Raw genomic sequence first — 23608 nt, 5'->3', positions numbered from 1 at the left:
CTGAGAACGAACGCTCTTCGAAAATCCTGAAACTTACTCAAGAGTCAGAAGTATTGACGGTGTCCGGAAATCGCCGGACTGTAGTGGACATGCCGAATATCCGGACACGTCTGCTCCTTGTGCTGGTTGTCCTCTTCGGATCTCTGACGGTGGCGGGCGCACCCTCCGCCACCGCCGCGACCCTTCCCGACTCCCTCTGGTTCGACGAATCGCCCCTGACGGTGCAGAACGGCAGATTCGTCGACGGCAACGGCCGCGAGGTCGTGCTGCGCGGCTACAACGTCTCGGGCGAGACCAAGCTGGAGGAGAACAGCGGTCTGCCCTTCGCCTCGGTCGCCGACGCGAAGAAGTCCGCGACCGCGCTGCGCGCCCTCGGCGGCGGCAACTCGGTCCGCTTCCTGCTGTCCTGGGCGCGCGCCGAACCCACCCGTGGCACGGTCGACACCGCCTACCTGGCCGCCGTCACCGCGCAGATGCAGGCCTTCCTCGACGCCGGCATCCGCGTGTACCCCGACTTCCACCAGGATCTCTACTCCCGCCACCTCTTCAACTCGGGCAGCTGGTACACGGGCGACGGCGCACCCAAGTGGGCCGTGGCACTGGGCGGTTATCCGCAGGAGTCGTGCGGAATCTGCCTCTTCTGGGGCCAGAACATCACCCAGAACCAGGCCGTGACCAAGGCGCAGTACGACTTCTGGCACAACAACCACGGCCTGCAGGACGCCTTCCTCGCCACCGCGCAGAAGACCATGGCGTACGTCGGACAGCATCTGAGTGACGCGGAGTTCGCGGGCGTCGTCGGCTTCGACCCGTACAACGAGCCGTTCGCCGGCAGCTACGACTCGGGCCAGACCAGCCGCAGCTGGGAGCAGAACCTGCTGTGGCCCTTCTACCAGAAGTTCCGGGCCCGGATGGACGCGGCCGGCTGGCAGGCCAAACCCGCCTTCGTCGAACCGAACCTCTTCTGGAACGCCAACATCGACTCCCAGAAGCAGGAGGGCGGGCTGCTGGACGCCGGCACGCTCGGCCCGCGCTATGTCTTCAACACCCACTTCTACGACCAGAAGGCCATCTCAGGGGTCCTGATGTGGGGAAACGCGTCCGACGGGCAGTACGCGACGGACTTCGGCACGATCCGCGACCGGGCGTCGGGCGCGGGGACGGCCGCCGTGGTCAGCGAGTTCGGCCATCCGCTGTCGGGATCGGTGGCGGGCAAGGCCCCCACGGTCGACAAGGCGATGTACCAGGCCCTCGACTCCCGGCTGCCGGGCTCCAGCTGGTGGTCGAGCCCGGCCTCGTCCGGCCCGGTCCTCTCCGGCAACCAGTGGCAGTGGGACATCTACAACGGCCGCCACCACGAGCTGATGAACGACAACCCCGACAAGGTCCAGACGTCGGGTGACGCCTGGAACGACGAGGACCTCTCCGCTGTGAAACTGGACGACTCGGGCACGGTGACACTCCGTCAGGACGCCCGGCTCCTCGACCGCGTCTACCCGAGTGCCACGGCCGGCACGACGCTCGCCTTCACCTACGAGGACCGCTCACGCGACGGTTCCACGACCCTGACCTGGAATCCGGTGCCGAGTTCACTGCCGAACGTGTCCCAGCTGGTCGGCTCCGGCCAGTACGGGCTGCTCGTGTGGAAGTCGGGCAGCGGCACGGCACCCACCGAACTGCACCTGCCCGCCTCGTTCCCGACCGCGACGACCACCGTCGTCTCCGACCTCGGCGCGGTCTACGGCCCGTCGGCGTACACGACCTCGACACCGGTCGCGGCGGCTCCCGAACCGGGCGGCACGGGCAGCCGGCGCCTCCTGCTCACCGACTCGGACTCCGGCGTCCTGCACTACGCGCTGGTGACCAACGGGGCAACGGCACCATCGGCGAACCTGCTCAGCGCGGCCAAGGCCGAGCTGGCGACCTGGGCGGCGGCGCACTTCTGAGCCGAGGGCTCGGGCGGGCCGACAGGCCGACGGCGCCGGACTCCATCGTCCGGCGCCGTCGGTGAGGGGGGATCAGTTCGCGGACGGACCCGTCCAGCCGGCCTGCACATGGCCGAGCCGTACCCGCTGCGGATGGTCCCCGACCGGCACGGACGTGACCTTCTGGCCGGTGGCGAAGTCGATCGCCGTGACCTGGTCGGCGCCGCTCTCGGAGATGATGCAGTCCTTGCCGTCTCCGCTGACCGTGGCCCAGTACGGGGTGGACGCCGTGACCAGCGGGCCCTCCTGGAGGGTGGCCCGGTCGACGACGGTGGCGTAGTTGTCCATCGTCCCGGCGACGCACAGCTTGCTGCCGTCGGGGCTCATCGAGATGCCGTGGTGGCGCGAGTCCAGCAGCCAGGTGGTGCGGTCGGGGTTGGTCGCCGGGTTCGCCGGCAGCGTCTTCACCCGGGTGATCTTGTCGGCGGCGATGTCGTACTCCAGGAAGCCGTTGAAGAACGACACCTGGAAGTACATCTTCGACCAGTCGGGGGTGAAGGCGGCGGGCCGCACCGCATCGGAGAAGTCCTTCAGACCGATCGCGTCCAGCCGGTCGCGCATGTCGATGGTCTTGATCGTCTTGAAGGTGGTGGCGTCGACGACGGTGATGTGACGGTCGCCCTTGGTCCAGTCCGCCGACGGGTCGTCGAGGGAGGTGGTGACCTCGCCGATCGACATGTTCCAGATGTACTTGCCGCCGTTGGTGAAGACGTTCTCGTGCGGCTTGTCACCGGTGGCGAACTCGCCCAGTTCCTTGCCGGTGTTGATGTCCAGCACCTGCACCTTGTCGGCGGTGGACGCGGAGACCGCGACCTTGGTGCCGTCGGGGGAGACGGCCATGTGGTCGGCACGGTAACCGGCCACCGGGAAACGCCAGTTGATCTTGTCGGTGGCCAGGTCGATGGAGACGACGTCGGCGAAGCTGGGCCGGGAGACGACCACGGAGGTGCCGTCCGGCGTGGAGTACATGTCGTCGACGAATTGGTCGTGGCCCTGGCCGACCTGGTTGCGGATGGCCGTGTAGTAGATCCACTTGATGGGGTCGGCGTTGATCTCCGCGATGCGCTGCGCCTTGTCGGGAACGACGTTGATCTCCCCGACCTTGGCGAAGTCGCCTGACGACTTCAGGACGGTGGCGGTGCCGTCCCAGTTGTTGCCCACGAACAGCACCTCGCGCAGCGCTGCGGACGAGTCCGCGGTGGCGGCGGTCGCGGGTGCGGCGACGGTCAGGACGAGGGCGGCGGCTACGGAGCAGATGTGCCTGGATCTGAAGGCAGGCATGAGTGCTCTCTCCTCTGCGGACGGGGTGTGATGAGGGCATGCCAAAGGCAACAAAAGGTCGAATCTGAAAACAGGCGCGTTCAGATTCTTACTTACTGGAAAGTAAGGAAGAGGTGCCCTTCTCCACAAGACTGCGTACACGACAAAATTGGCGCGGCGGGCGACAAGGGAGGCTCAGTGGCGGGAAGGCTCAAGGCGCCGACCGGACGGTACGGCGGCAAGACCGCCGAGGAACGGCAGGCCGAGCGGCGCAGGAGATTCCTGGACGCCGCCCTCGAACTCTTCGGCGGCGACCCCGGCTACCGCGCCACCACGGTCGCGGCCCTCAGCGAGGCCGCGGGCCTGTCCACCCGCCAGTTCTACGAGGAGTTCCGCACCCTCGAGGATGTGCTGGCCGCGCTGCACCTCCAGGTCAACGACTGGGCCGAGGAGGCCGTCCTGAACGCGTTCGCCGAGGCCCAGGGGCTCCCGCTCGCCGAGCGCGTCACCGCCATCTTCCGGGCCTACGCGGGGAACGTCACCGGCGATCCACGCCGGATCAGGATCACCTTCGTCGAGATCATCGGCGTCAGCGCACGCCTGGAGGAACAGCGCCTGGCCCGCCGCTCCCGCTGGGTGGACCTCATCTGCGCCGAGGCGGACAGTGCCGCAGCCCGCGGAGAGGCCGCGCCCCGCGACTACCGCATCGCGGCGACGGCGTTCATCGGCAGCGTCAACGGGCTGCTGCACGACTGGAGCGCCGGCTGGGTCAACGCCACGCTCGACGAAGTGGTGGACGAACTGGTCCACCAACTGCTGGCGATTCTGCGCCCGCCGGGGTGGGCGACTCCGACGGGCTGAAACGACGCGACGCTCCCGCCGGAGCGGGGCGTGGTGTCTTCACGGGGCCGGGGCGCGGTGCGCCTGTCGGGCTAGGGTGTGGCGCTTCTGGCGCGGCGGCCCCGGAGGCGCAGCCACCAACGGCGGTACAGCGCCGCGCCGTTGGAACTTGGCACGGGGCCGGGCAGAGCCATGGCGTGGCGCTCCCGCAGACCCACGGCGCGGCGCCTTCGCCGACCCGCGCTGTACGACCTGCCGGGCCGTAATGTGGCTTTCCCGCCGGTCCACGGCGTGTTGCCTTCGCCTGACCGTGGCGCGACGCTCCTGCCGGGCCATGGTGTGGCGTTCCCGCCGGCTGACGGCGTGTTCGCAGGACCGCGGCGTGGTGTCTTCGCCGGGCTCACGGCGGTGCGCCTGCCGGGCCATGGCGTGTCGCTCCCGCAGACCCACGGCGCGGCGCCTTCGTCGGCCCACGGCGCGGTGCGACCTGCCGGGCCATGGGGTGGCTTTCCCGCCGGTCCACGGCGTGGTGTCTTCACCGGGCCGCGTCGTGGCGCTCATGCAGGACCATGGCGTGGCGTTCCTGCCCGCCCACGGCACGGCGCCTTCGTCGGCCCGCGGCGCGGTGCGACCCGCCGGGCCATGGAGTGGCGTTCCCGCCGGTCCACGGCGTGCCGCTCCCGCCGGCCCGCGGCGCGGCGCCCCGTCGGATCTGTGACGACTTCTGCCGCCGAGCGGTCGACGACACTCCCATCTCCTGTGCCGGGGGCCGCCCGACCACGCCGAGTGACCCCCCGAACGGCTCAGTGATGATGCGCCGGAGGAGGCGAGGGTGCGTGGACGGTGTGACCGTGGTGGAAGACATGGGCGTGCACGCGGTGACGAGGAGGCGCGATGTCGCAGGGTTCGGTCGAGGGCGGCATGGGGCCCCCCGCCACGAGGGACGCCCCGGGCCTGCCGGCCGACCGGTCCCGGCACGGCTTCGAGCAGTTGAGCGCCGTCGCCGACGCGATCCTGTATGAGGGCTACCTGCTCTACCCCTACCGCCGGTCGTCGGCCAAGAACCGCGTCCGCTGGCAGTTCGGGGTGCTCTTCCCGCGGGCCTGGGTGGAGCAGGACGGCCCGGTCGTCCCCAACGTGTCCGGCTCTGCCGACTCCTGGTACCAGCGGACCGAGGTGCTGCTGAGGATCCGGCAGCCCGGCGCAACCCTGCGGGTGAGGCTTCGATACCTCCAGCTGCAGCACAAGCAGGTGGAGGAGACGGGCCACGGCCGCCTCCGAGAGGTCGAGTCGCTGCGCACCGAAGACGGCACGGTGCATCTGACCTTCGACGAGGCCGTGCCCTGCGAAGTGGACATCGCGGTCCCGCTGAACGACCTCCTCCGGGGCGAACGCATTGTTCCGGCGGGAGCGGCGGCCGGCCGGGACATCGAGGCACTGCCCTCGGGCGTGGGGCGCGTGGTGCGTCGCCGCGAGGAGGTACGGGCCGACGTCACCCTCAGCGCTCAGCAGTTGGGGGAGAACCTCTGCCGTCTGCGGGTGTGCACCACCAACACGGGACCTGCGCCGGATCCGCGGGCCACGCGCGAGGAAGCGCTGAGTGGCGCGCTCATCGCCGCGCACACGCTGATCGGCGGTGACGGGGCCGAGTTCGTCTCGCTGATCGATCCGCCCGAGGGTCTGCGTGCACAGGCAGGTACCTGCCGGAACGAATTCACCTTCCCCGTCCTCGGTGGCGCACCCTCCACTTCCCCTGCCGGCGCCCCGGGCCACGTCCTGCTGTCCTCGCCGATCATCCTTCCCGACCATCCGCAGGTGGCCCCGGAGAGCCCCGGGGATCTGCACGACGCCGCGGAGATCGACGAGATCCTCACGCTGCGCACCATGCTGCTGACGGACGAGGAGAAACGCGAGGCACGCGCCACCGACCCACGGGCCGCCGCGATCCTCGACCGGGTCGACACCATGCCCCCGGAGGTCTTCGCACGGCTGCACGGCGCCGTCCGCTCCCTGGCCCCGGCCAACCCCTCGTCCCCGCGCGCCGAACGCCCCGCCTGGTGGCAGGAGGGCGCCGACGACGGACTCTCCCCGTCCACCGACACGGTGCTCGTCGATGGCGTCGCCCTCGGTGGCGGCAGCCGTGTACGGCTCCGGCCACGCAGCCGGGGCGCCGACGCCCAGGACATGTTCCTGGCCGGACGGACCGCCGAGGTGGCCGCCGTCTTCCACGACGTGGACGGCAGCGTGCAGCTCGCCGTCACCCTCGACGACGATCCCGCGGCCGAACTGCACAGCTGGTACGGCCGTTTCCACTACTTCCGTCCCGACGAACTCGAACCACTCCAGCCCACCGACTCCGACACCCCCCGCAGCGGAGGCCGTTGACATGACAACGCACAGCAGCACCACCGAGGTCAGCGCCGAACCCGGTCGCGGCGAGGAACGGCAGGGCTTCGACGAGCTCCACATCCTCTGGATCTCCGAGGGCATGAGCTGCGACGGCGACACCGTCTCCCTCACGGCCGCCGACCAGCCCTCCATCGAGGACCTGGTCCTCGGCCTGATCCCGGGCCTGCCCAAGGTGAACCTGGTCAACAAGGTGCTCTCGCCGAGCCTGGGCGGCGAGGACTTCCTCGCCCCCTACCGGGCCGCGGTACGCGGTGAGCTGGCCCCGTTCATCCTCGTCATCGAGGGTTCGATCCCCAACCAGAACATCATCGAGGGCGACGGCTACTGGACGTCCTTCGGCAACGACCCGGAGACCGGCGAACCGCAGACCCTGAACTGGTGGATCGACCAACTCGCCCCCAAGGCCTGGGCGGTGGTGGCCGCCGGCACCTGCGCCACCTTCGGCGGCATCCACGCCATGGCCGGCAACCCGACCGGCTGCATGGGCCTCGCGGACTACCTGGGCTGGGACTTCAGGTCCCAGGGCGGCCTGCCGGTGGTGAACGTCCCCGGCTGCCCCATCCAGCCCGAGAACTTCATGGAGACCCTGATCTGGGTCCTCTACCACGCGGCCGGATCCGCTCCGCCGCCCCCGCTGGACCACATGCTGCGCCCGCAGTGGCTGTTCGGCAAGACGGTCCACGAGGGCTGCGACCGTGGCTCGTACTACGAGCAGGGCAACTTCGGCAAGGACTACAACTCGCCGAAGTGCCTGGTGAAGACGGGCTGTTGGGGTCCGGTCGTCAACTGCAACGTGCCCAAGCGCGGCTGGATGGCGGGCATCGGCGGCTGCCCGAACGTCGGCGGCATCTGCATCGGCTGCACCATGCCCGGCTTCCCCGACGCGTTCATGCCGTTCATGGACGAACCGCCCGGCGGAACGCTCTCCTCGATGATCGTCAAGCCGTACGGCGCCGTCATCCGCCGACTGCGCGGCTTCACGAACGAGCTGGTCAACCACGAACCCAGGTGGCGCCACAACAAGCAGAAGCTGACCAGCGGTTACGACCCGCACTGGCGTCCCTGACCCCGCCCGACACACACCCCCACCACGGACCGACCTACGGAACAGCGACAGCAAGGGGCAGTAACAGCGATGACCACAACCGAGGCCCGGCCCACGGGACGCAAGCCGCCGCAGCTCGTGGACATGTCCTGGGACCCGATCACCCGCATCATCGGGAACCTGGGCATCTACACGAAGATCGACTTCGCCAACCGGGAAGTCGTCGAGTGCCACAGCACGTCGTCGTTGTTCCGTGGCTACTCGGTCTTCATGAAGGGCAAGGACCCACGGGATGCGGGTTTCATCACCTCCCGCATCTGCGGCATCTGCGGCGACAACCACACCACCTGCTCCGACTACGCCCAGCAGATGGCCTACGGGGTCAAACCGCCGCGGCTCGCCGAGCACATCGTGAACCTCGGCGAAGCCGCCGAGTACATGTTCGACCACACGATCTTCCAGGACAACCTGGTCTTCGTGGACTTCTGTGAAGCCATGGTCAAGGCCACCAACCCCGGTGTGCTGGCCCGCGCCGAACGCTCCGACGCCCCCCGCGGGGACATCCACGGCTACCGGACCATCGCCGACATCATGAAGGCCTTCAACCCCTTCGAGGGCGAGGTCTACAAGGAGGCCCTGAAGGTCAGCCGGGTCACCCGCGAGATGTTCTGCCTGATGGAGGGACGCCACGTGCACCCCTCCACGCTGTACCCCGGTGGCGTGGGCACGCTGCCGCAGCCGACCGTCTTCACCGACTACCTCAGCCGGCTCATGCGGGTCATCGACTTCGTCAAGAAGGCCGTCGCCATGAACGACGACGTCTTCGACTTCTTCTACGAGGCGCTGCCCGGATACGAGGAGGTCGGCAACCGCCGCATCCTGCTGGGCTGCTGGGGCGCGTGGCAGAACCCCGACGTCGTCGACTACCGCTACGAGAACATGAACACCTGGGGCAAGGCGATGTACGTCACCCCCGGCATCGTCGTCGACGGTGAACTGGTCACCAACAACCTCGTCGACATCAACCTCGGACTGCGGATCATGCTCGGCAGCTCCTACTACGAGGACTGGGTGGGCGAGCAGCCCTTCGTCACCCACGACCCGCTCGGCAACCCCGTCGACATGCGCCACCCGTGGAACCAGACCACCGTGCCGGTGCCGCAGAAGCGCGACTTCGACGACAAGTACAGCTGGGTGATGAGCCCGCGCTGGTACGACGCGCGCAGCGGCGACCACCTCGCCCTGGACACCGGCGGCGGCCCGCTCGCCCGCCTCTGGTCCACCGCGCTGAGCGGGCTGGTCGACACCCCGTACATCAAGTCCACCGGCCACAGCGTGCGCATCTCGCTGCCCAAGGGCGAGTCGCTGCCGGAGACGACCCTGGAGTGGCGCATCCCGAAGTGGAGCAACACCATCGAACGGGACCGCGCCCGGCCCTACTTCGTCGCCTACGCCGCCGCCATGGCCCTGCAGTTCCTGGAAGAGGCGATGGGGCTGGTGCGGGACGGCGACACCAAGGTGTTCGAGAACTTCGAGGTGCCGGACGAGGCCATCGGCTGCGGCTTCCACGAGGCGGTGCGCGGGGTCCTCTCCCACCACCTGGTGATCAAGGACAAGAAGATCGCCAACTACCACCCGTACCCGCCCACTCCGTGGAACGCCAGCCCCCGCGACAAGTTCGGCACCCCCGGCCCCTACGAGGACGCCGTCCAGGGACAGCCGATCTTCGAGGAGAACGGGCCGGACGACTTCAAGGGCGTCGACATCATGCGCACCGTCCGCAGCTTCGACCCCTGTCTGCCGTGCGGTGTGCACATGTACGTCGGCAAGGGCAAGACCCTGACCACCCTGCACTCGCCGACGTACGGCGCGAACCATGGCTGAGCCCGAGCGGCTCGCGGACCCCGCCGTCGAGGCCCGGCTGACCCGGCTCGACCAGCTCCTGGAAGGGCTCGAGTCCACGCCCGGACCCGCCACCCGCTCCGCGGTCGAGGCCGTACGGCTGCTGACCGAGATCTACGGCGAGGCGCTCGCCCGGGTCATGGACCACGCGGACGCGCAGCTCGCCGAACACCTCGCCGACGACGAGCTGTTGGGGCATCTGCTGGTACTGCACGCGATCCACCCGGAGCCCATGGAGCGCCGGGCGGCCCGCGCGGTCGAGAGGCTGCGGCCCGCCGTACAGGAACGCGGCGGTGACGTGGAGTGGGCCGGCGTGGACGGTGCGGTGGGCCGCGTACGGCTGACGGCGGGCGGCGGCTGCGGCTCCGGCTGCGGCGGCGGGACGGGCGACGTCACCGCCGCCGTCCGGGAGGCGGTGCTCGCCGTAGCCCCGGAGCTGACGGAGGTGGAGCCGGTGCAGACCGCCGCTCCGGCCTTCGTACCGCTGACCACGCTCACCCATCGAGGCACACCGTGACCACGGACGGCGCGCTCGCCCGCCTCATCCGCTCGGCCGCCGAGGCCACGCCGGCGGCCGAGACGGAGCGGTGCGACCTGTGCGCCGCACCGGTGCCCGAGGAACACCGCCACCTGTACGACACCGCAGCCGGGGAGGTGCGCTGCGCCTGCGGCCCCTGCTCGGTGCTGTTCGCCGACGGCGGCGCGGGCGACGGGCACTACCGGCTCGTTCCCCGCAGGCGGATCAGGCTCCCCCGGGTGGACACTGAGATTCTGGGCGTGCCCGTCGGCCTGGTGTTCTTCGTGCCCCGGTCCGACGGCACGGTCACCGCCGAAGGCCCCAGCCCGGCCGGGGCCATGCGGTGGGAGATCGACGCGGCGGCCTGGCAGCGGCTGACCGAAGCCTGTCCGCAGCTCGCCTCCCTGGAACCCGACGTGGAGGCACTGCTCGTGAACACCGTCCACGGCCTCGACCACCACTGGATCGTCCCGGTCGACGACTGCTACCGGATGATCGCCGTCGTACGCCGGGAATGGCGCGGCCTGTCCGGCGGCGGCCGGGTCTGGCCCGCCGTCGAGCAGTTCTTCGACGCCCTCACCGAGCGGCCATGACCACGACTCCGCGGCGCGGAGGCGAGGAAGGAGAACACCCCATGGGCAACATCAGAGTCGGCCGACCCCAGGCCAAGCCCGACTCCACCGGGCATGTGCCCGGCATGCACCAGGGCAACACAGGGCCCTACGGCCACCAGACCGGACACCACAAGGACGGCACCGCAGACGCGCGCCGCTCCACCGGGATCCATTGGAAGCGGCACGACGCCCTCCTCGACGTCATGCCGAACATCCCACCGGGATGAGGAACGACAGGGAGCCGGAATGAAGGTCCAACGAGCAGACGGCGCGCAGAGCGCAACGACGGGACGGCAGCTGCTGATGGCGGAAGCCGCCCTGGCGGGTGCCGTGGCCCTGGCGCTGTTCGTCCGGGAGCTGCCGAGCCTGAGGCGCGAGTGGCGTATCTACCGAATGGCGGGTGGCTTGCGCGCAGGCCACCGCTATCCATGAGCCGACCGTGCACGAGTTGTCGATCGCGACCGCGATCATCGACCGGGCCGACGAGCTCGCCCGGGCGGACGGAACGGAAGCCGTCTCGGCGGTGACCGTCCGGGTCGGCGAGCTGGCCGGGGTCGTACCCGACGCACTGAGTTTCGCGTTCGAGGTGGCCCGCGACGGCACCGCTCTCGCCGCGGCCCGGCTCGTGGTGGAGCCGGTCCCCGCGCACGCCTACTGCGGCGCGTGCGCGCAGGAGTTCCCGGTGGGCATGCCCCCGTTCTTCTGGTGCCCGCAGTGCGACCGGCCCTCCACCGACCTGCGCAGCGGCCGGGAACTGGAGATCACCGGGATCGAGTGACACGTACGAGGCCCCGCCGCAGCATCGAGCTGCGGCGGGGCCTCGTGTGCCGGGCTCAGCAGATCCGCGGGAGCTGCTCGCCGAGCGGCAGGTCCACCACCCGGGTGCCGCCGAGGCCGGTGGAGACCACGACCATGCCGGGGTGTTCGGCCACACACTCGCCGATCAGCGTGGCCCCGGCGCCCTGCGGGTGGGCGCGCATCGCCGCGAGGACCTCCTCCGCCGCGGTCGGCGGCACGAAGGCGACGAGCCGGCCCTCGTTGGCGACGTAGAGCGGGTCGAGGCCCAGGAAGCCACAGGCGTTGGCGACGGCGTCCGGCACCGGGATGGCCCGTTCTTGCAGGCGGACACCTGTCCCGGAGGCGCGGGCGATCTCGTTGAGGGACGCGGCCAGACCGCCGCGGGTCGGATCGCGCAGAACGTGGAGGTCGGGCGTGACCGCCAGCATGGCCGCCACCAGATCCGCGAGCGGCGCGGTGTCGCTGGCGAGCTCGACACCGAACTCCAGTCCCTCCCGGACGCTCATGATCGCCACTCCGTGCAGGCCGATCGGACCGCTGACGATGACGGCGTCACCGGGCCGCGCACGCTGGGGCCGGATGTCCACCCCGTCGGGGACGAGTCCCACGCCGGCGGTGGTGACGTACACGCCGTCGCCGTGCCCGGACTCCACCACCTTGGTGTCACCCGTGGCCACGACGGCCCCCGCCGCCTCGGCCGCTGCGCCCATTGCCCGCGCGATCCGCTCGACCACGGTCAGTTCCACGCCCTCTTCCAGCACGAAGGCGGCGGACAGGTAGGCGGGCCTGGCACCGCTCATCGCGAGGTCGTTGACCGTGCCGTTGACCGCGAGGTCGCCCAGGCAGCCGCCGGGGAAGAACAGCGGCCTGACCACATAGGAGTCGGTGGAGAACGCCAGCCGCGCGCCGCCCAGTTCGAGGACGGCGGAGTCGGCGAGCGCGGCCAGGGTGGCGTTGCCGTAGGCGGGGGCGAAGACCTGCTCCATCAGCTCCGCGGACAGGGCGCCGCCTCCGCCGTGTCCCATGACGACCACGGGCTGGTCGCGAAGAGGCGCGGGACAGGTCCAGCCCGCGGGGTCGACGGTTTCGAAGAGTTCAGGCAACGGGGTTCATCTCCTCCCGCGCGGCCTGAGGCGTCGCGGTGTTCATCCGGCGGTAGAGGTAGTAGGCCGCGCAGGCGCCCTCGCTGGAGACCATGGTGGCGCCGAGTGGGGTACGCGGGGTGCAGGTGGTGCCGAACGCGGCGCACTCGGTCGGCTTGATCAGCCCCTGCAGCACCTCCCCGGCGCGGCACTCGGCGGGCTCCTCGGTGCGGATCCCGGTGACGTCGAAGCGGTGCTCGGCGTCGAACGCGCGGAACGCCTCGGTCAGCCGCCAACCACTGAGGGGGATGGGCCCGATGCCCCGCCAGTTGCGGTCGGTGACCTCGAAGACCTCCTCGATCATGCGTACGGCGGCCGGGTTGCCGTCCTCGCGCACGGCACGCGGGTAGGCGTTCTCCACCCGGTGCTCTCCGCGCTCCAGTTGGCGCACCGCCCGGCGGATGCCCTCCAGGATGTCCAGCGGCTCGAAACCGGTCACCACGAGCGGCACCCGGAACCGCTCGGCCAGCTCGGGGTACTCCGCCGTGCCCATCACGCTGCACACGTGCCCGGCGGCCAGGAAGCCCTGCACCCGGCAGGCAGGGGCCGTCATGATGGCCTCGATCGCCGGGGGCACCCGCACATGCGACACCAGGAGGCTGAAGTTGGTCAGCCCGAGACGGCGTGCCTGGTGGACGGCCATCGCGTTGGCGGGGGCCGTGGTCTCGAAGCCGATGGCGAAGAAGACCACCTCCCGGTCCGGGTTGCGGCGGGCCAGCTCCAGGGCGTCGAGCGGTGAGTACACCACGCGTACGTCGCCGCCCTCGCCCTTGACCCGGAACAGATCCCGGTCCGTGCCCGGAACCCGGAGCATGTCCCCGAAGGAACAGAAGATCACCCCGGGACGCGCGGCGATCTCCAACGCCTTGTCGATGACCTCCAGCGGGGTGACACACACGGGGCAGCCCGGTCCGTGGATCAACTCCACCTGCTCGGGGAGCAGTTGGTCGATTCCGTGCCGGATGATGGAGTGCGTCTGCCCGCCGCACACCTCCATCAGGGCCCACGGCCGGGTGGCGGTGGCGTGGATCTCGTCCAGCAGGCGCCGGGCCAGATCGGGGTCGTTGAACTCGTCGATGTATTTCACCGGGCCTCGCTCTCTCGGGATTCCTCGGTCACGGCGGCGACTCCCGCGTCCCGCGAGGCCTGCTCCCAGGCGTCGCCGAACTCCTCCTCCAGCAGCCCCAGTTCCTCGAAGAGCTGCAGGGAGGCCAGCGCCGATTCCTCGTCCAGGCGCTGGAGAGCGAACCCGACGTGCACGATGACGTACTCACCCACCCGCACGTCCGACACGTACTCCAGACACGCCTGTTTCTGCACACCGCCGAAGTCGATCAGCCCGGTGAGCGGGTCCGCACTGTCGTCGATGGCCACGACCTTGCCGGGCACTGCCAAACACATGGGTCACTCCTCTTGTCGTTCGTGCGCCGCGACCACGAGTTGTCCAAGGGCCAATCCGCCGTCGTTCGGGGGGACTTCGCCGTGCCGCAGCACCGCGAAGCCGTCCTCGGCCAGCAGCCGTGTGCACTCCTCCTCCAGCAGCGCGTTGGCGAAGACCCCGCCGCTGAGGGCGACCGTGGCCAGGCCGGTGTCCCGGCGCGCTTGCCGGGAGATCTCCAGGACGGCCCGCGCGACGCCCCGGTGGAAGCGCGCGGCGAGCACGGGGACCGGGGTGCGGCGCCGCAGATCCGCGACCAGCGCGCGAAGCACCGGTGCTGGATCGCACAGGCCGGAGCCGATACCGAAGGTGTACGCCGAGGTGTCGGCGTCCCGGGCCGAAGCGGCCGCGGCCTCCAGCTCCAGGGCGGCCTGGGCCTCGTATCCCGCGCGGTGGCACACCCCCAGCAGGGAGGACACCGCGTCGAAGAGCCGGCCCATGCTGGAGGTCGCCACGCAGGCCACCCCGCGCGTCAACTGCCGTTCCAGGATGGACAGTTCGTGGGGCGAGCAGGCGGCCACACAGGGCAGGTCCGCGTCCCACCGCACACCTGCGGCCCACAGCCGGGCCAGCGCCAGACGGCATGGGTTGGCCACCCCGGCGTCACCGCCGGGCAACGGGGCGGGGGAGAGGTGGGCGAAGCGCCGGTGGCCCGTGTAGTCCGCGAGCAGGAACTCGCCGCCCCAGACGGTGCCGTCGTCGCCGTAGCCCGTTCCGTCGAAGGCGACGCCGATCACGGGGGTGGTGCCGTCGAGGCCGTGCTCGGCCATCGTCGAGGCGATGTGCGCGTGGTGGTGCTGCACGAACACCGGTGTGTGCCCGGTAAGTTGAGCGGCGCGTCGGCGGGCCCAGCGGGCCGAGTGGTAGCCGGGGTGCCGGTCGGCTGCGACGAGTTCGGGGGTGACACCGCTCAGCCGCCGGATGTGCCCCTCCGCACGCTCGGCGGCCTCCAGCGTGGTCAGATCGCCCATGTCACCGATGTGCGGGCCGAACCAGGCCTCGTCGCCCTCGCCGATGCACAGTGCGTTCTTGAGGTCGCCGCCCACCGCGAGCGCGGGCCGCACAGCGACCGGCAGACGCAGCGGGCGGGGGACATATCCGCGGGACCGGCGCAGTACCTGCTCGCTGCCGTCGGGGCGGACCCGCAGCAGGGAGTCGTCGCACGGTGAGGCGATGACCCGGTCGTGGGTGAGCCAGGCGTCGGCCAGCCCGTCCAGCCGGGTCAGCGCCTCCTCGTCGTCCGTGACGATCGGTTCTCCCGACCGGTTGCCGCTGGTCATGACCAGCACCCGAGGGCCCGGCGGATCACCGGGCAGCCCCGACAGCAGGACGTGCACCGGGGTGTAGGGCAGCATCACGCCGAGCTGCGGGCTGCCCGGACAGACACCGGGAGCGAGGCCGAGGTGTGGGGCCGGCGTCCGCGGGCGCAGCAGGACGATGGGACGGCGGGGGCTGGTGAGCGCCGCGCGCTCGGCCGCCGAGACCCGGGCGATCCGCTGCACGGTGTCGAGATCCGGGCACATCACCGCGAACGGCTTGCCACCGCGCTCCTTCCGGGCGCGCAGTGTGTCGACGGCCCGTCCGTCGGTCGCGTCGCAGGCCAGGTGATAGCCGCCGAGGCCCTTGACGGCGAGGACGCGTCCCGCTGCCAGCAAAGACCGGGCCGCCACCAGGGCGTCGCCGTCCCGCGCAGGACGGACACCGCTGCCGGCCGCCGGCACCAGTCGCAGCCGGGGACCGCACTCCGGGCAGGCGACGGGCTGCGCGTGAAAGCGCCGGTCGGCGGGATCGCCGTACTCCCGAGCGCATACGGGACACATCGGAAAGCCGGCCATCGTGGTGACCGCCCGGTCGTACGGCATCCCCGTCGCGATGGTGAAGCGGGGGCCGCAGTGGGTGCACGTGACGAACGGATGCCGGTGACGGCGGTCGGCTGGATCGGCCAGCTCCCGCAGACAGTCCGCGCAGGTCGCCGTGTCCGGCGGGAGCAGCGTACGGCCCGCGGACCGTTCGGTGGCACGGATGGTGAAGGCGTCGTCCGCGCCCGTGGCGGGCAGGTCCTCGACGCCGACGCCGGTGACGGCGGCCAGCGGTGGCGGCTCCGTGGCCAGAAGGCCGCAGAAGCGGGCGACACCGTCGGGCGGGCCCTCCACCTCGATGACCACGCCGCTCGCCGTGTTGCTCACGAACCCGGCCAGCGCGAGATCGGTGGCCAGGCGGTGCACGAAGGGGCGGAAACCCACGCCCTGCACCGTGCCGCGCACCACCACGCGGCGGCGTACGGCCTGCGCGGCCGGGGCGGTCACGAGACGCGGCCGGCCGCGAGACCCGGGGCCTGGTGCGCGTGCTGGTGGCCGTGGGGGTGCGGCGCGAGGGGAGGCCGGTGCACGGGGGCCCCGTCCCGCGCGGCGAGCACCCGCTCCAGCACGGTGGCCACACCGGCGCCGTCACGGGCGCAGGTCCGTACGACCTCCACCCCGGGGTTGACCCGCTGCACATGGGCGACGAAAGCGGCCTCGTCGAAACCGGCGGGCTCGGCCAGATCGGTCTTGGTGAGCACGACCAGCTGGGCGGAGCCGAAGGCCGTGGGGTACTTCAGCGGCTTGTCCTCGCCCTCGGTGACCGCCATGAGGACGATCCGCAGGCTCTCACCGAGGTCGTAGGCCGCCGGGCAGACGAGATTGCCGACGTTCTCCACGAACAACGCCGCGGTGTCCTCGGGCAGCCAGCTCTGCACATGGCCGCTGAGCTGTCGCGCCTCCAGATGGCACAGCCCGTCGGTCAGCAGCTGTTTGACCGGCGCTCCGGAACGGGCCAGCCGGTGGGCGTCGTTCTCGGTCGCCAGGTCGGCGGTGAGGGCGGCCACCGGGATGTGCCGCTTGACCGCCAGGGCCAGCACCTGCCCGAGCAGTTCCGTCTTGCCGCTGCCCGGGCTGGACAGCAGGTTGACCACGGCGGCCCCGCGTCGGGCCAGTTCCTCGCGCAGGCTCGCGGCCAGGCCGTCGTTCTTGGCCAGGACGGCCTGGGTGACGTCGTCCATGGACTCGCACATGGGCGCTGCTCCTCGCGGTCGTTCGAGGGAGATGGGTGTCGGTGCCTCACCGATCCTCAACGCCGCCGGCCACCGGGAGCGGGACCTCGGCCGCGGACAGGCCCGTGGATTCGTCCGGGCGGCTCAACGAAGGTGTCGCCGTGGGGTCGGCGAGCAGTGCCGGGACCAGGGTGTGCAGGGCTGCGACGGCCCGGTCGACCGCCTCGCGCACCGGTGCGCTGATGCCCGGGGTGATGTCCTCGTCGCCGCGTGGCCGTACCTCGGGCTCGCAGGCGAGGACGAGGACCCGCGGCAGTGGCTCGTCGCCCAGGTGGGCGGCCAGGGCCAGCACCTTGGCCGGATCCATGCCATGGGCCTCGGGAGGGGCGGCGCCCGTGGTGCCGTCGGGCAGTTCCGGCTCGATCAGCGACAAAGTGCCCGGTCGGTGCCCCCGCGCTGCCGCGTCGACCAGGACGGCCACGTCGTAGCCGTCCAGCAGTTCGTACGCGAGATCCAGGCCGCGGATGCCGAAGTCCCGCACCCGGACCTCGGGAGGCAGCGGCCGTCGGTCCAGGGCCTGGATCACCTCGGGGCCGAAGGCGTCGTCCGCGAGGAAGATGTTGCCGACGCCCGCCACCAGCAGGCGCGAGCCGGACCGCGTCACCGGGCATCCCCGGTGACCGGGTCACCGGCCGGGGCCAGGGGCCGGGCCTCGCCGTTCGGCAGCTTGCGGACGAAGGCGGAGCGCAGGGCGTGGTACGGGGCCTGCGGATCGGAGAAGATGGCACGCATACGGGCGAGTTCGTCCCGCCGGTACTCCGCGAGCGGCTGCCGTGCCTCGTCCGCCTGGCGTTTCGCGGCCTTCGTGGCGATCCGCTGCGGAAGGTCCGGGTCGCCGGCGAGTTCGATCGCCAACCGTTCGATCTCGGCGGTGAACTCATGCGGCGGCGCCTGCACCAGACGGTCCACCAGGCCGATCCGTGCCGCGCTCGCGGCGCTCACCGGCAAGGCCTCGGTCGTCAGCCGCTGGGCCGTCTCCGTCCCGACGCGGCGCGGCAGGGTGTACGTCCAGAACTCCGACCCGTACAGGCCCATCCGCCGGTAGTGCGGGTTGAGGACGGTGCCCGTGCGGCACCACACCTGGTCGGCGGCCAGGGCGAGCATGACGCCGCCGGCCGCGGCGTTGCCGCCGAGCGCCGCCACCACCATCCGGTCGGTGGTGCGCAGCACCGCCTCGACCAGGTCGTCCATGGCGTTGAGATTGGACCAGGACTCGCCCGCGGGGTCGGCGGCCGCCTCGATGACGTTGAGGTGGATGCCGTTGGAGAAGAAGTCGCGGGCTGCGCCCAGCACCAGCAGCGAGGTGGGACGAGTGAGCGCGTACCGGTAGGCGGCCAGCAGCCTGCGGCAGTGGCCGGTGCTCATCGCCCCGCCGGGGAAGGAGAAGCTCAGGAATCCGACGTCGCCGTGCTGCCGGTAGCGGATGTCGCTCCAGGTGATCCGGCCGGAGGGCAACTCCAGCGGTGCCGCGACCTCCGGCAGCGACGGGGCCGTGAAGGAGGCGAGCACGGAGGCCGCCGGGCGGCGGAACGGCGCCGGGTCGCCGGAGGCCTTGCGGGGCCGCAGCTCGGGAATCCACACCGCCCCGTCCCGGGTGGCCCGGCAGACCGCCCCGGCGCGTGTCGCGAGCAGTTCTCCGGGGCGTCCGTGCAGCCGGTCCTCGGGATGCCCGCCGTGCAGGAACACCTCCTGGCCGCAGAGTTCGTCCAGGACCCCCGGCTGGGAGTCGGCCCCGCGGAGCTTGCGCAGGACCGTCTCCGTCGTGTCGGTCTCCCAGTCGATCCTCCGCTGCTCCCGGCGGAAGAAGTCGCGCCAGACCACCCGGATCGCGGGATCGCTCTGCGGCTGCGGCTTGAACGATCCGTCGGCGAAGCGCCGCACCGCCAGCCGGACGGCGGCCGAGGCGGCGTCCGAGGCCTCGCCCCGGTACAGGTTGCTCTTGCCGACCGGCGGCACCGGGAAGGACTCGGCCGCCCATACGGCGCCCGCGTCCATGGCCGCTTCGGCCTGCAGCACCGTCACCCCCCAGCGCAAGGCCCCCTCGGCGATCGCCCAGTCCAGGGAGGACGGGCCGCGGTCGCCGGGCGGCCCCGGGTGCACGATGAGGCAGGTGTGCCCCTGCCAGATGTCCTCCGGCAGCGCCGTCCTCAGCATCGGGGCGATGATCAGTTCCGGGCGGGTTTCGTGAACGGCGGTCCGGATCGCCTCGGCGCCGTGCGAGGCGAGCACGACGTCCACCCGGTGCCCTTCGTCGGACAGTTCCGCGTACACACGCTGGCACAGGCTGTTGAACGCGCTGGCGACGAGCAAGATGTCCATGACGCGGAATGATCGTCGGTATGAGGAGGGGCGAGAAGGACCCCGGCGGCGTTTCGTGGTCCGGCGTCAGGTCTCTTCCTCCATCCGGATCGAATTCCTGAGGTCCTCGAACGCCTCGCTGTGGTCGCCGTGGTGTCCTTCGAGCAGGGCGGCGGCGATCGCGTCGAGCTTGCGCTGGACCGCGTGCTCGGCACGCATCTCGGCATTCTTCAGCAGCGCCAGGAGCAGCAGGGTCACCGCGGTCATGGACCCGCTCGCCAGCAGGAGCAGTTCGATTCTCAGATGCGCCAGGTGGGAGGCCACGAAGAAGGCGATGAGGGTCAGACAGACCAGGAAGAAGAGCGGGGAGCTGGTGAAATTGGAGGCGTATTCGGCGAATTGATCGAACCGGCCGCGCCGCGGGCCACCGCGCTGAACGGGACTCTTGAAGGTCATGAGCGAGACTTACCCCGCCGTCCGTGCGGAGGGCGCTCATGGCCTCCTAGCCACCCCACCGGTCCACTGCCGCCAGCACCGGAGCCACCCCGTCCTCCCCGCGGATGCGTGCCCCGAGTGTCTCGGCGCGCCGTGCGAAGGCGGGGTCTGTGGTGGCCCGCATCAGTGCTGTGGCCAGTGTGCCGGTGGTGAGGCGGCGCAGGGGCAGCGTGCGGGGGGCGACGCCCAGGGCGACCAGGCGGGCGGACCAGAAGCCCTCGTCGAACTGGATCGGCACCGGCACGGCCGGCACCCCGGCGCGCAGACCCGCCGCCGTCGTGCCCGCCCCCGCGTGGTGGACCACGGCGGCCATGCGGGGGAAGAGGACGGAGTGCGGGACCTCGTCGACGCTCAGCATGTCGTCCCCGGAGGCCTCCAGGCCGGACCAGCCGCGCTGGATCACTCCGCGCAGCCCGGCCCGGCGCAGGGCGCGCACGATGCATGCGCTGAGCCGCTCGGGATCGGGCACGGTCGCGCTGCCCAGGCCCACGAACACGGGTGCCGGCCCAGCGTCGAGGAAGTCTCGTACTGGACCCGGGAGTTGAGGCTCTGCGTCGTACGGCCACCAGTATCCGGTCACCGACAGGCCCGGCCGCCAGTCGTCCGGGCGCGGCACCACCAGCGGGCTGAATCCGTGCAGCACCGGCCGCCCCTGCCGCTCCCGCGCCCGCCGGGCCGCGGCGGCACTCACCCGGGGCAGCCCCAGCCGCTCCCGTACCGCGGGCAGCGCCCCGGCGAAGACCTGCTCCACGGCCAGGCCCACCCCATGCCCGGCGATCCGGTTGCCCACCGCTCCCAGGGAGCGGACACCCAGCATCGGCGGCCCGAACTCCCGTGTGGGAGCCAGGGGTTGGAGGGGCACGTCCAGGTAGGGCAGCGACAGCCCCTCCGCGATGGTGTGCCCCAGCGGCCCCACCGAACCGGACAGCAGCAGCATGTCGCTCGACCGGGCGGCCGCCACCAGATCGTCCGTCATCCTGCCGACCAGTGCCCGCGCCATCGCGACCACCCGCACCAGCTTGCCCACACCGGTCGCACTGCGATGCAGCCCGCGCCCCCGCGAGGACTCCAGTTCCGCCCGTGGGTCGACGGGGAGCGGATGGAAACGCACCCTCGAGCCGGCCACGAGCGGCTCGAAGCGGGCATGCGTCACCAGGGTGACCTCGTGCCCGGCACGGGAGAGCCCGTGTCCCAGTCCGGTGTACGGGGCGACGTCGCCCCGGGATCCCGCCGTCATGATCGCGATGCGCACGAGGGCCAGTATGGCGCCGCCGTACCCCTTTCAGCGAGAACGCCCCGTCGAGACAGGCGACTTCACGCTTGTCACTTCCGTTGACTTGACGCTCGCGGTGGCTCTACTTTCGGCGCGCAATGTGTTCGGAACACCGATCCGCGTTCGATATGTCGAATGAAACGGAGCCGCATGTACCCCCCTCCGCGCTCGACCCGCAGAGGTCTCGCAGCCCGCTGCCGAGCCGCCGCCGTACGCCTCCTCGCCCTCGCCGTCACCGCGGCCGCCGCGCTCCTGTTCGTGGCGCCCGGACCCGCCCAGGCGGCGACGACCCGTCAGATATCCGTGCCCACCGCCCCCATGGGCTGGGCCTCCTGGAACAGCTTCGCCGCCAAGATCGACTACAACGTCATCAAGCAGCAGGTCGACGCCTTCGTCGCGGCGGGCCTGCCGGCGGCCGGCTACAAGTACATCAACATCGACGAGGGCTGGTGGCAGGGCACCCGCGACAGCGCCGGCAACATCACCGTCGACACCAGTGAGTGGCCCGGCGGGATGAGCGCCATCGCCGACTACATCCACAGCAAGGGCCTCAAGGCCGGCATCTACACCGACGCCGGCAAGAACGGCTGCGGCTACTACTACCCGACCGGCCGCCCCGCCGCCCCGAACACCGGCAGCGAGGGCCACTACGACCAGGACATGCTCCAGTTCTCCAAGTGGGGCTTCGACTTCGTCAAGGTCGACTGGTGCGGCGGAGACGTCGAGGGGCTCGACGCGGCGACGGCGTACCAGTCGATCAGCGACGCGGTCGCCAAGGCGACGGCCACCACCGGCCGCCCGCTCACCCTCTCCATCTGCAACTGGGGCAAGCAGAACCCCTGGAACTGGGCGCCGGGGCAGGCCCCGATGTGGCGCACCAGCACGGACATCATCTACTACGGCAACTCGCCGTCGATGACGAACCTGCTGTCCAACTTCGACCAGACCCTGCACCCCACCGCCCAGCACACCGGCTACTACAACGATCCGGACATGCTGATGGTCGGCATGGACGGCTTCACCGCCGCCCAGAACCGTACCCATATGAACCTGTGGGCCATCTCCGGCGCACCGCTCCTGGCCGGCAACAACCTCGCCACGATGACGTCGGAGACCGCCGGCATCCTCAAGAACCCAGAGGTCATCGGCGTGGACCAGGACCCGCGCGGCCTCCAGGGCGTGAAGGTCGCCGAGGACACGACCGGGCTCCAGGTGTACGGCAAGGTCCTCGCCGGCGCCGGAAACCGTGCCGTCGTCCTGCTCAACCGCACCTCCTCCGCCCAGAACATCACCGTCCGCTGGTCGGACCTCGGTCTGACGAACGCGTCCGCGACCGTGCGTGACCTGTGGGCGCGCGCCGATGTCGGTAGTTACGGCACCAGTTACACCACCAGTGTTCCGGCGGGCGGCTCGGTGATGCTGACGGTCACCGGCGGGACGGAGGCGGCCGGCAGCACGTACACCGGTACCTCCGGCTTCTCGGGCGTGGCCGCCGGGAACACCGGCATCAAGGTCGTCGACGTGTCGTACACCAACAACTCCTCTACGGCCCGCACCGGCACCCTCAAGGTCAACGGCCAGGGAGCGACCGCGGTCTCCTTCCCGCCGACGGGCGCCGGCCCGGGCACGATCTCGGTCCAGGTCGGTCTGTCCAAGGGCTCCGCCAACTCGCTCACCTTCTCCGGCGCCCCGACTCTCGACTCGATCACCGTCAGAACCCTGCCGGGGGCGGGCGGATCCCAGGTCGTCGGCAAGCAGTCCGGACGCTGCCTGGACATCTACAACAACACGATCACCAACGGCACCCAGGGCGAGCTGTGGGACTGCAACGGCGGCCAGAACCAGGCCTGGACGTACACCTCCCGCAAGGAACTCGTGGTGTACGGCAACAAATGTCTGGACGCCTACAACCAGGGCACCACCAACGGCACCAAGGTCGTCATCTGGGACTGCAACGGCCAGAACAACCAGAAGTGGAACGTCAACGGCGACGGCACCATCACCAACGTCAACGCCGGCCTCTGCCTCGACGCCTACAACAACGGCACGGCCAACGGCACCTCCACGGTGCTGTGGTCCTGCGGCACGGGCGACAACCAGAAGTGGACGCTGAACTGACGGCTCCGGCTCGGCCCGCCCAGGGGATCCCCTGGGCGGGCCTGGGACGCTGTTGTGCCAGGGTGCCCTTGGTCAGGACGGAGCCGGTTTTCACTGGAAGAAGCTGCGGTTGCGACGCACGAAATCGGCAAAGCCAAGGGCTCCTCGGCCGGTGAGATCGGCCACGGTCGAAGTGACCGTCTCGGCACCGCCGTCGCGGTAAGCGCGAGCAACCCCGATCAGGGCATCGATATGGAACTCGGGTATCCCGCGACTCAGCATCGCTGCCCGCGCCTCGTCGTCCTCCAGTGAGGGGCCACGAAGTTTCCGGACAGGCACCCAATAGGGTTGTCCTGAACAAGGAAACGAGGAAGAAGTGGCGCCACCCAGTAAGTATTCGCCGG

Annotated in this window: 21 protein-coding genes and 1 pseudogene; 11 read left to right on the top strand and 11 right to left on the bottom strand. The window is 70.7% G+C overall.

Annotated features, from left to right (window positions below; genetic code table 11):
* The first annotated feature begins 89 nt into the window (after positions 1 to 89).
* Positions 90 to 1946 (top strand): cellulase family glycosylhydrolase, encoded by a 1857-nt coding sequence (locus ACWCRD_RS34665; protein ID WP_450969695.1) that lies wholly within the window; start codon positions 90 to 92, stop codon positions 1944 to 1946.
* Positions 1947 to 2018: 72 nt separating this feature from the next.
* On the opposite strand, the gene ACWCRD_RS34660 is transcribed toward ACWCRD_RS34665, so the two are convergent.
* Positions 2019 to 3266, bottom strand: coding sequence for a YncE family protein (locus ACWCRD_RS34660; protein ID WP_450969694.1), 1248 nt, complete (start codon positions 3264 to 3266; stop codon positions 2019 to 2021).
* Positions 3267 to 3443: 177 nt separating this feature from the next.
* Here ACWCRD_RS34660 and ACWCRD_RS34655 point away from each other — a divergent pair, with 177 nt between their 5' ends.
* From ACWCRD_RS34655 to hypA, 9 genes are all read left to right on the top strand, one after another.
* Positions 3444 to 4106 carry a TetR/AcrR family transcriptional regulator gene (locus tag ACWCRD_RS34655; RefSeq protein ID WP_450969693.1) on the top strand — a complete coding sequence of 221 codons (663 nt, stop codon included), beginning with the start codon at positions 3444 to 3446 and terminating at the stop codon, positions 4104 to 4106.
* An 873-nt stretch (positions 4107 to 4979) separates the two neighbouring features.
* A complete protein-coding gene (locus ACWCRD_RS34650; RefSeq protein ID WP_450969692.1) occupies positions 4980 to 6470 on the top strand; it encodes a hypothetical protein in 1491 nt (496 codons plus the stop codon).
* A 1-nt stretch (position 6471) separates the two neighbouring features.
* Entirely contained in the window at positions 6472 to 7560 is a 1089-nt protein-coding gene (locus ACWCRD_RS34645; protein ID WP_450969691.1) for an NADH-quinone oxidoreductase subunit B family protein, read from the top strand.
* 69 nt (positions 7561 to 7629) lie between these two features.
* The gene (locus ACWCRD_RS34640; protein WP_450969690.1) at positions 7630 to 9423 is read left to right on the top strand and encodes a nickel-dependent hydrogenase large subunit; all 1794 of its coding nucleotides are present in this window, start codon (positions 7630 to 7632) and stop codon (positions 9421 to 9423) included.
* Entirely contained in the window at positions 9416 to 9958 is a 543-nt protein-coding gene (locus tag ACWCRD_RS34635) for a NifU family protein (protein ID WP_450969689.1), read from the top strand. The genes ACWCRD_RS34640 and ACWCRD_RS34635 overlap by 8 nt, the downstream gene beginning before the upstream one ends.
* Positions 9955 to 10551 carry a DUF5947 family protein gene (locus ACWCRD_RS34630; protein ID WP_450969688.1) on the top strand — a complete coding sequence of 199 codons (597 nt, stop codon included), beginning with the start codon at positions 9955 to 9957 and terminating at the stop codon, positions 10549 to 10551. The genes ACWCRD_RS34635 and ACWCRD_RS34630 overlap by 4 nt, the downstream gene beginning before the upstream one ends.
* A gap of 41 nt (positions 10552 to 10592) precedes the next feature.
* Positions 10593 to 10799: a hypothetical protein gene (locus ACWCRD_RS34625; protein WP_450969687.1), complete on the top strand. Its 207-nt coding sequence runs from the start codon at positions 10593 to 10595 to the stop codon at positions 10797 to 10799.
* A gap of 19 nt (positions 10800 to 10818) precedes the next feature.
* Complete coding sequence (locus ACWCRD_RS34620) at positions 10819 to 11004, top strand: hypothetical protein (protein WP_450969686.1); 186 nt, start codon at positions 10819 to 10821, stop codon at positions 11002 to 11004.
* 7 nt (positions 11005 to 11011) lie between these two features.
* A complete protein-coding gene (gene hypA / locus ACWCRD_RS34615) occupies positions 11012 to 11350 on the top strand; it encodes a hydrogenase maturation nickel metallochaperone HypA (RefSeq protein ID WP_450969685.1) in 339 nt (112 codons plus the stop codon).
* A 55-nt stretch (positions 11351 to 11405) separates the two neighbouring features.
* Here the strand turns inward: hypA and hypE are convergent, their stop codons facing one another.
* The 9 genes from hypE to ACWCRD_RS34570 all read right to left on the bottom strand — a co-directional run bounded on the left by hypE (position 11406) and on the right by ACWCRD_RS34570 (position 21071).
* Positions 11406 to 12473 (bottom strand): hydrogenase expression/formation protein HypE, encoded by a 1068-nt coding sequence (gene hypE / locus ACWCRD_RS34610; RefSeq protein ID WP_450969684.1) that lies wholly within the window; start codon positions 12471 to 12473, stop codon positions 11406 to 11408.
* Complete coding sequence (gene hypD / locus ACWCRD_RS34605) at positions 12466 to 13599, bottom strand: hydrogenase formation protein HypD (RefSeq protein WP_450969683.1); 1134 nt, start codon at positions 13597 to 13599, stop codon at positions 12466 to 12468. Before hypD ends, hypE begins: the two co-directional genes overlap by 8 nt.
* Positions 13596 to 13913: a HypC/HybG/HupF family hydrogenase formation chaperone gene (locus tag ACWCRD_RS34600; protein WP_450969682.1), complete on the bottom strand. Its 318-nt coding sequence runs from the start codon at positions 13911 to 13913 to the stop codon at positions 13596 to 13598. The genes hypD and ACWCRD_RS34600 overlap by 4 nt, the downstream gene beginning before the upstream one ends.
* 3 nt (positions 13914 to 13916) lie before the next feature.
* Positions 13917 to 16256 carry a carbamoyltransferase HypF gene (gene hypF, locus ACWCRD_RS34595; protein ID WP_450969681.1) on the bottom strand — a complete coding sequence of 780 codons (2340 nt, stop codon included), beginning with the start codon at positions 16254 to 16256 and terminating at the stop codon, positions 13917 to 13919.
* Positions 16253 to 17002, bottom strand: a complete 750-nt coding sequence (hypB, locus tag ACWCRD_RS34590) for a hydrogenase nickel incorporation protein HypB (protein WP_450969680.1) — start codon at positions 17000 to 17002, stop codon at positions 16253 to 16255. The genes hypF and hypB overlap by 4 nt, the downstream gene beginning before the upstream one ends.
* 46 nt (positions 17003 to 17048) lie before the next feature.
* On the bottom strand, positions 17049 to 17645 hold the full coding sequence (locus ACWCRD_RS34585; protein WP_450969679.1) for a hydrogenase maturation protease: 597 nt from the start codon (positions 17643 to 17645) through the stop codon (positions 17049 to 17051).
* Entirely contained in the window at positions 17642 to 19360 is a 1719-nt protein-coding gene (locus ACWCRD_RS34580; protein WP_450969678.1) for an enoyl-CoA hydratase-related protein, read from the bottom strand. The genes ACWCRD_RS34585 and ACWCRD_RS34580 overlap by 4 nt, the downstream gene beginning before the upstream one ends.
* 66 nt (positions 19361 to 19426) lie before the next feature.
* Entirely contained in the window at positions 19427 to 19795 is a 369-nt protein-coding gene (locus tag ACWCRD_RS34575) for a low affinity iron permease family protein (RefSeq protein WP_450969677.1), read from the bottom strand.
* 46 nt (positions 19796 to 19841) lie between these two features.
* A complete protein-coding gene (locus tag ACWCRD_RS34570) occupies positions 19842 to 21071 on the bottom strand; it encodes a glycosyltransferase (RefSeq protein ID WP_450969823.1) in 1230 nt (409 codons plus the stop codon).
* Positions 21072 to 21257: 186 nt separating this feature from the next.
* Here ACWCRD_RS34570 and ACWCRD_RS34565 point away from each other — a divergent pair, with 186 nt between their 5' ends.
* The gene (locus ACWCRD_RS34565) at positions 21258 to 23225 is read left to right on the top strand and encodes an RICIN domain-containing protein (RefSeq protein WP_450969676.1); all 1968 of its coding nucleotides are present in this window, start codon (positions 21258 to 21260) and stop codon (positions 23223 to 23225) included.
* A 90-nt stretch (positions 23226 to 23315) separates the two neighbouring features.
* Here the strand turns inward: ACWCRD_RS34565 and ACWCRD_RS34560 are convergent.
* Positions 23316 to 23608 (bottom strand): annotated as a pseudogene (locus ACWCRD_RS34560) (hypothetical protein); the annotation flags it as partial.

The organism is Streptomyces sp. NPDC002092, assembly GCF_053593775.1.
This window is presented reverse-complemented; position numbering and strand designations above follow the sequence as displayed.

What these genes read in the sequence shown, in the direction of transcription:
- ACWCRD_RS34665 (WP_450969695.1), top strand. Translation starts at nt 90, where the DNA reads ATGCCGAATATCCGGACACGTCTGCTCCTTGTGCTGGTTGTCCTCTTC.
- ACWCRD_RS34635 (WP_450969689.1), top strand. Translation starts at nt 9,416, where the DNA reads ATGGCTGAGCCCGAGCGGCTCGCGGACCCCGCCGTCGAGGCCCGGCTG.
- ACWCRD_RS34575 (WP_450969677.1), bottom strand. Translation starts at nt 19,795, where the DNA reads ATGACCTTCAAGAGTCCCGTTCAGCGCGGTGGCCCGCGGCGCGGCCGG.
- ACWCRD_RS34600 (WP_450969682.1), bottom strand. Translation starts at nt 13,913, where the DNA reads ATGTGTTTGGCAGTGCCCGGCAAGGTCGTGGCCATCGACGACAGTGCG.
- ACWCRD_RS34580 (WP_450969678.1), bottom strand. Translation starts at nt 19,360, where the DNA reads ATGGACATCTTGCTCGTCGCCAGCGCGTTCAACAGCCTGTGCCAGCGT.
- ACWCRD_RS34645 (WP_450969691.1), top strand. Translation starts at nt 6,472, where the DNA reads ATGACAACGCACAGCAGCACCACCGAGGTCAGCGCCGAACCCGGTCGC.
- ACWCRD_RS34625 (WP_450969687.1), top strand. Translation starts at nt 10,593, where the DNA reads ATGGGCAACATCAGAGTCGGCCGACCCCAGGCCAAGCCCGACTCCACC.
- ACWCRD_RS34650 (WP_450969692.1), top strand. Translation starts at nt 4,980, where the DNA reads ATGTCGCAGGGTTCGGTCGAGGGCGGCATGGGGCCCCCCGCCACGAGG.
- hypB (WP_450969680.1), bottom strand. Translation starts at nt 17,002, where the DNA reads ATGTGCGAGTCCATGGACGACGTCACCCAGGCCGTCCTGGCCAAGAAC.
- ACWCRD_RS34570 (WP_450969823.1), bottom strand. Translation starts at nt 21,071, where the DNA reads ATGACGGCGGGATCCCGGGGCGACGTCGCCCCGTACACCGGACTGGGA.
- ACWCRD_RS34565 (WP_450969676.1), top strand. Translation starts at nt 21,258, where the DNA reads ATGTACCCCCCTCCGCGCTCGACCCGCAGAGGTCTCGCAGCCCGCTGC.
- ACWCRD_RS34640 (WP_450969690.1), top strand. Translation starts at nt 7,630, where the DNA reads ATGACCACAACCGAGGCCCGGCCCACGGGACGCAAGCCGCCGCAGCTC.
- ACWCRD_RS34660 (WP_450969694.1), bottom strand. Translation starts at nt 3,266, where the DNA reads ATGCCTGCCTTCAGATCCAGGCACATCTGCTCCGTAGCCGCCGCCCTC.
- ACWCRD_RS34620 (WP_450969686.1), top strand. Translation starts at nt 10,819, where the DNA reads ATGAAGGTCCAACGAGCAGACGGCGCGCAGAGCGCAACGACGGGACGG.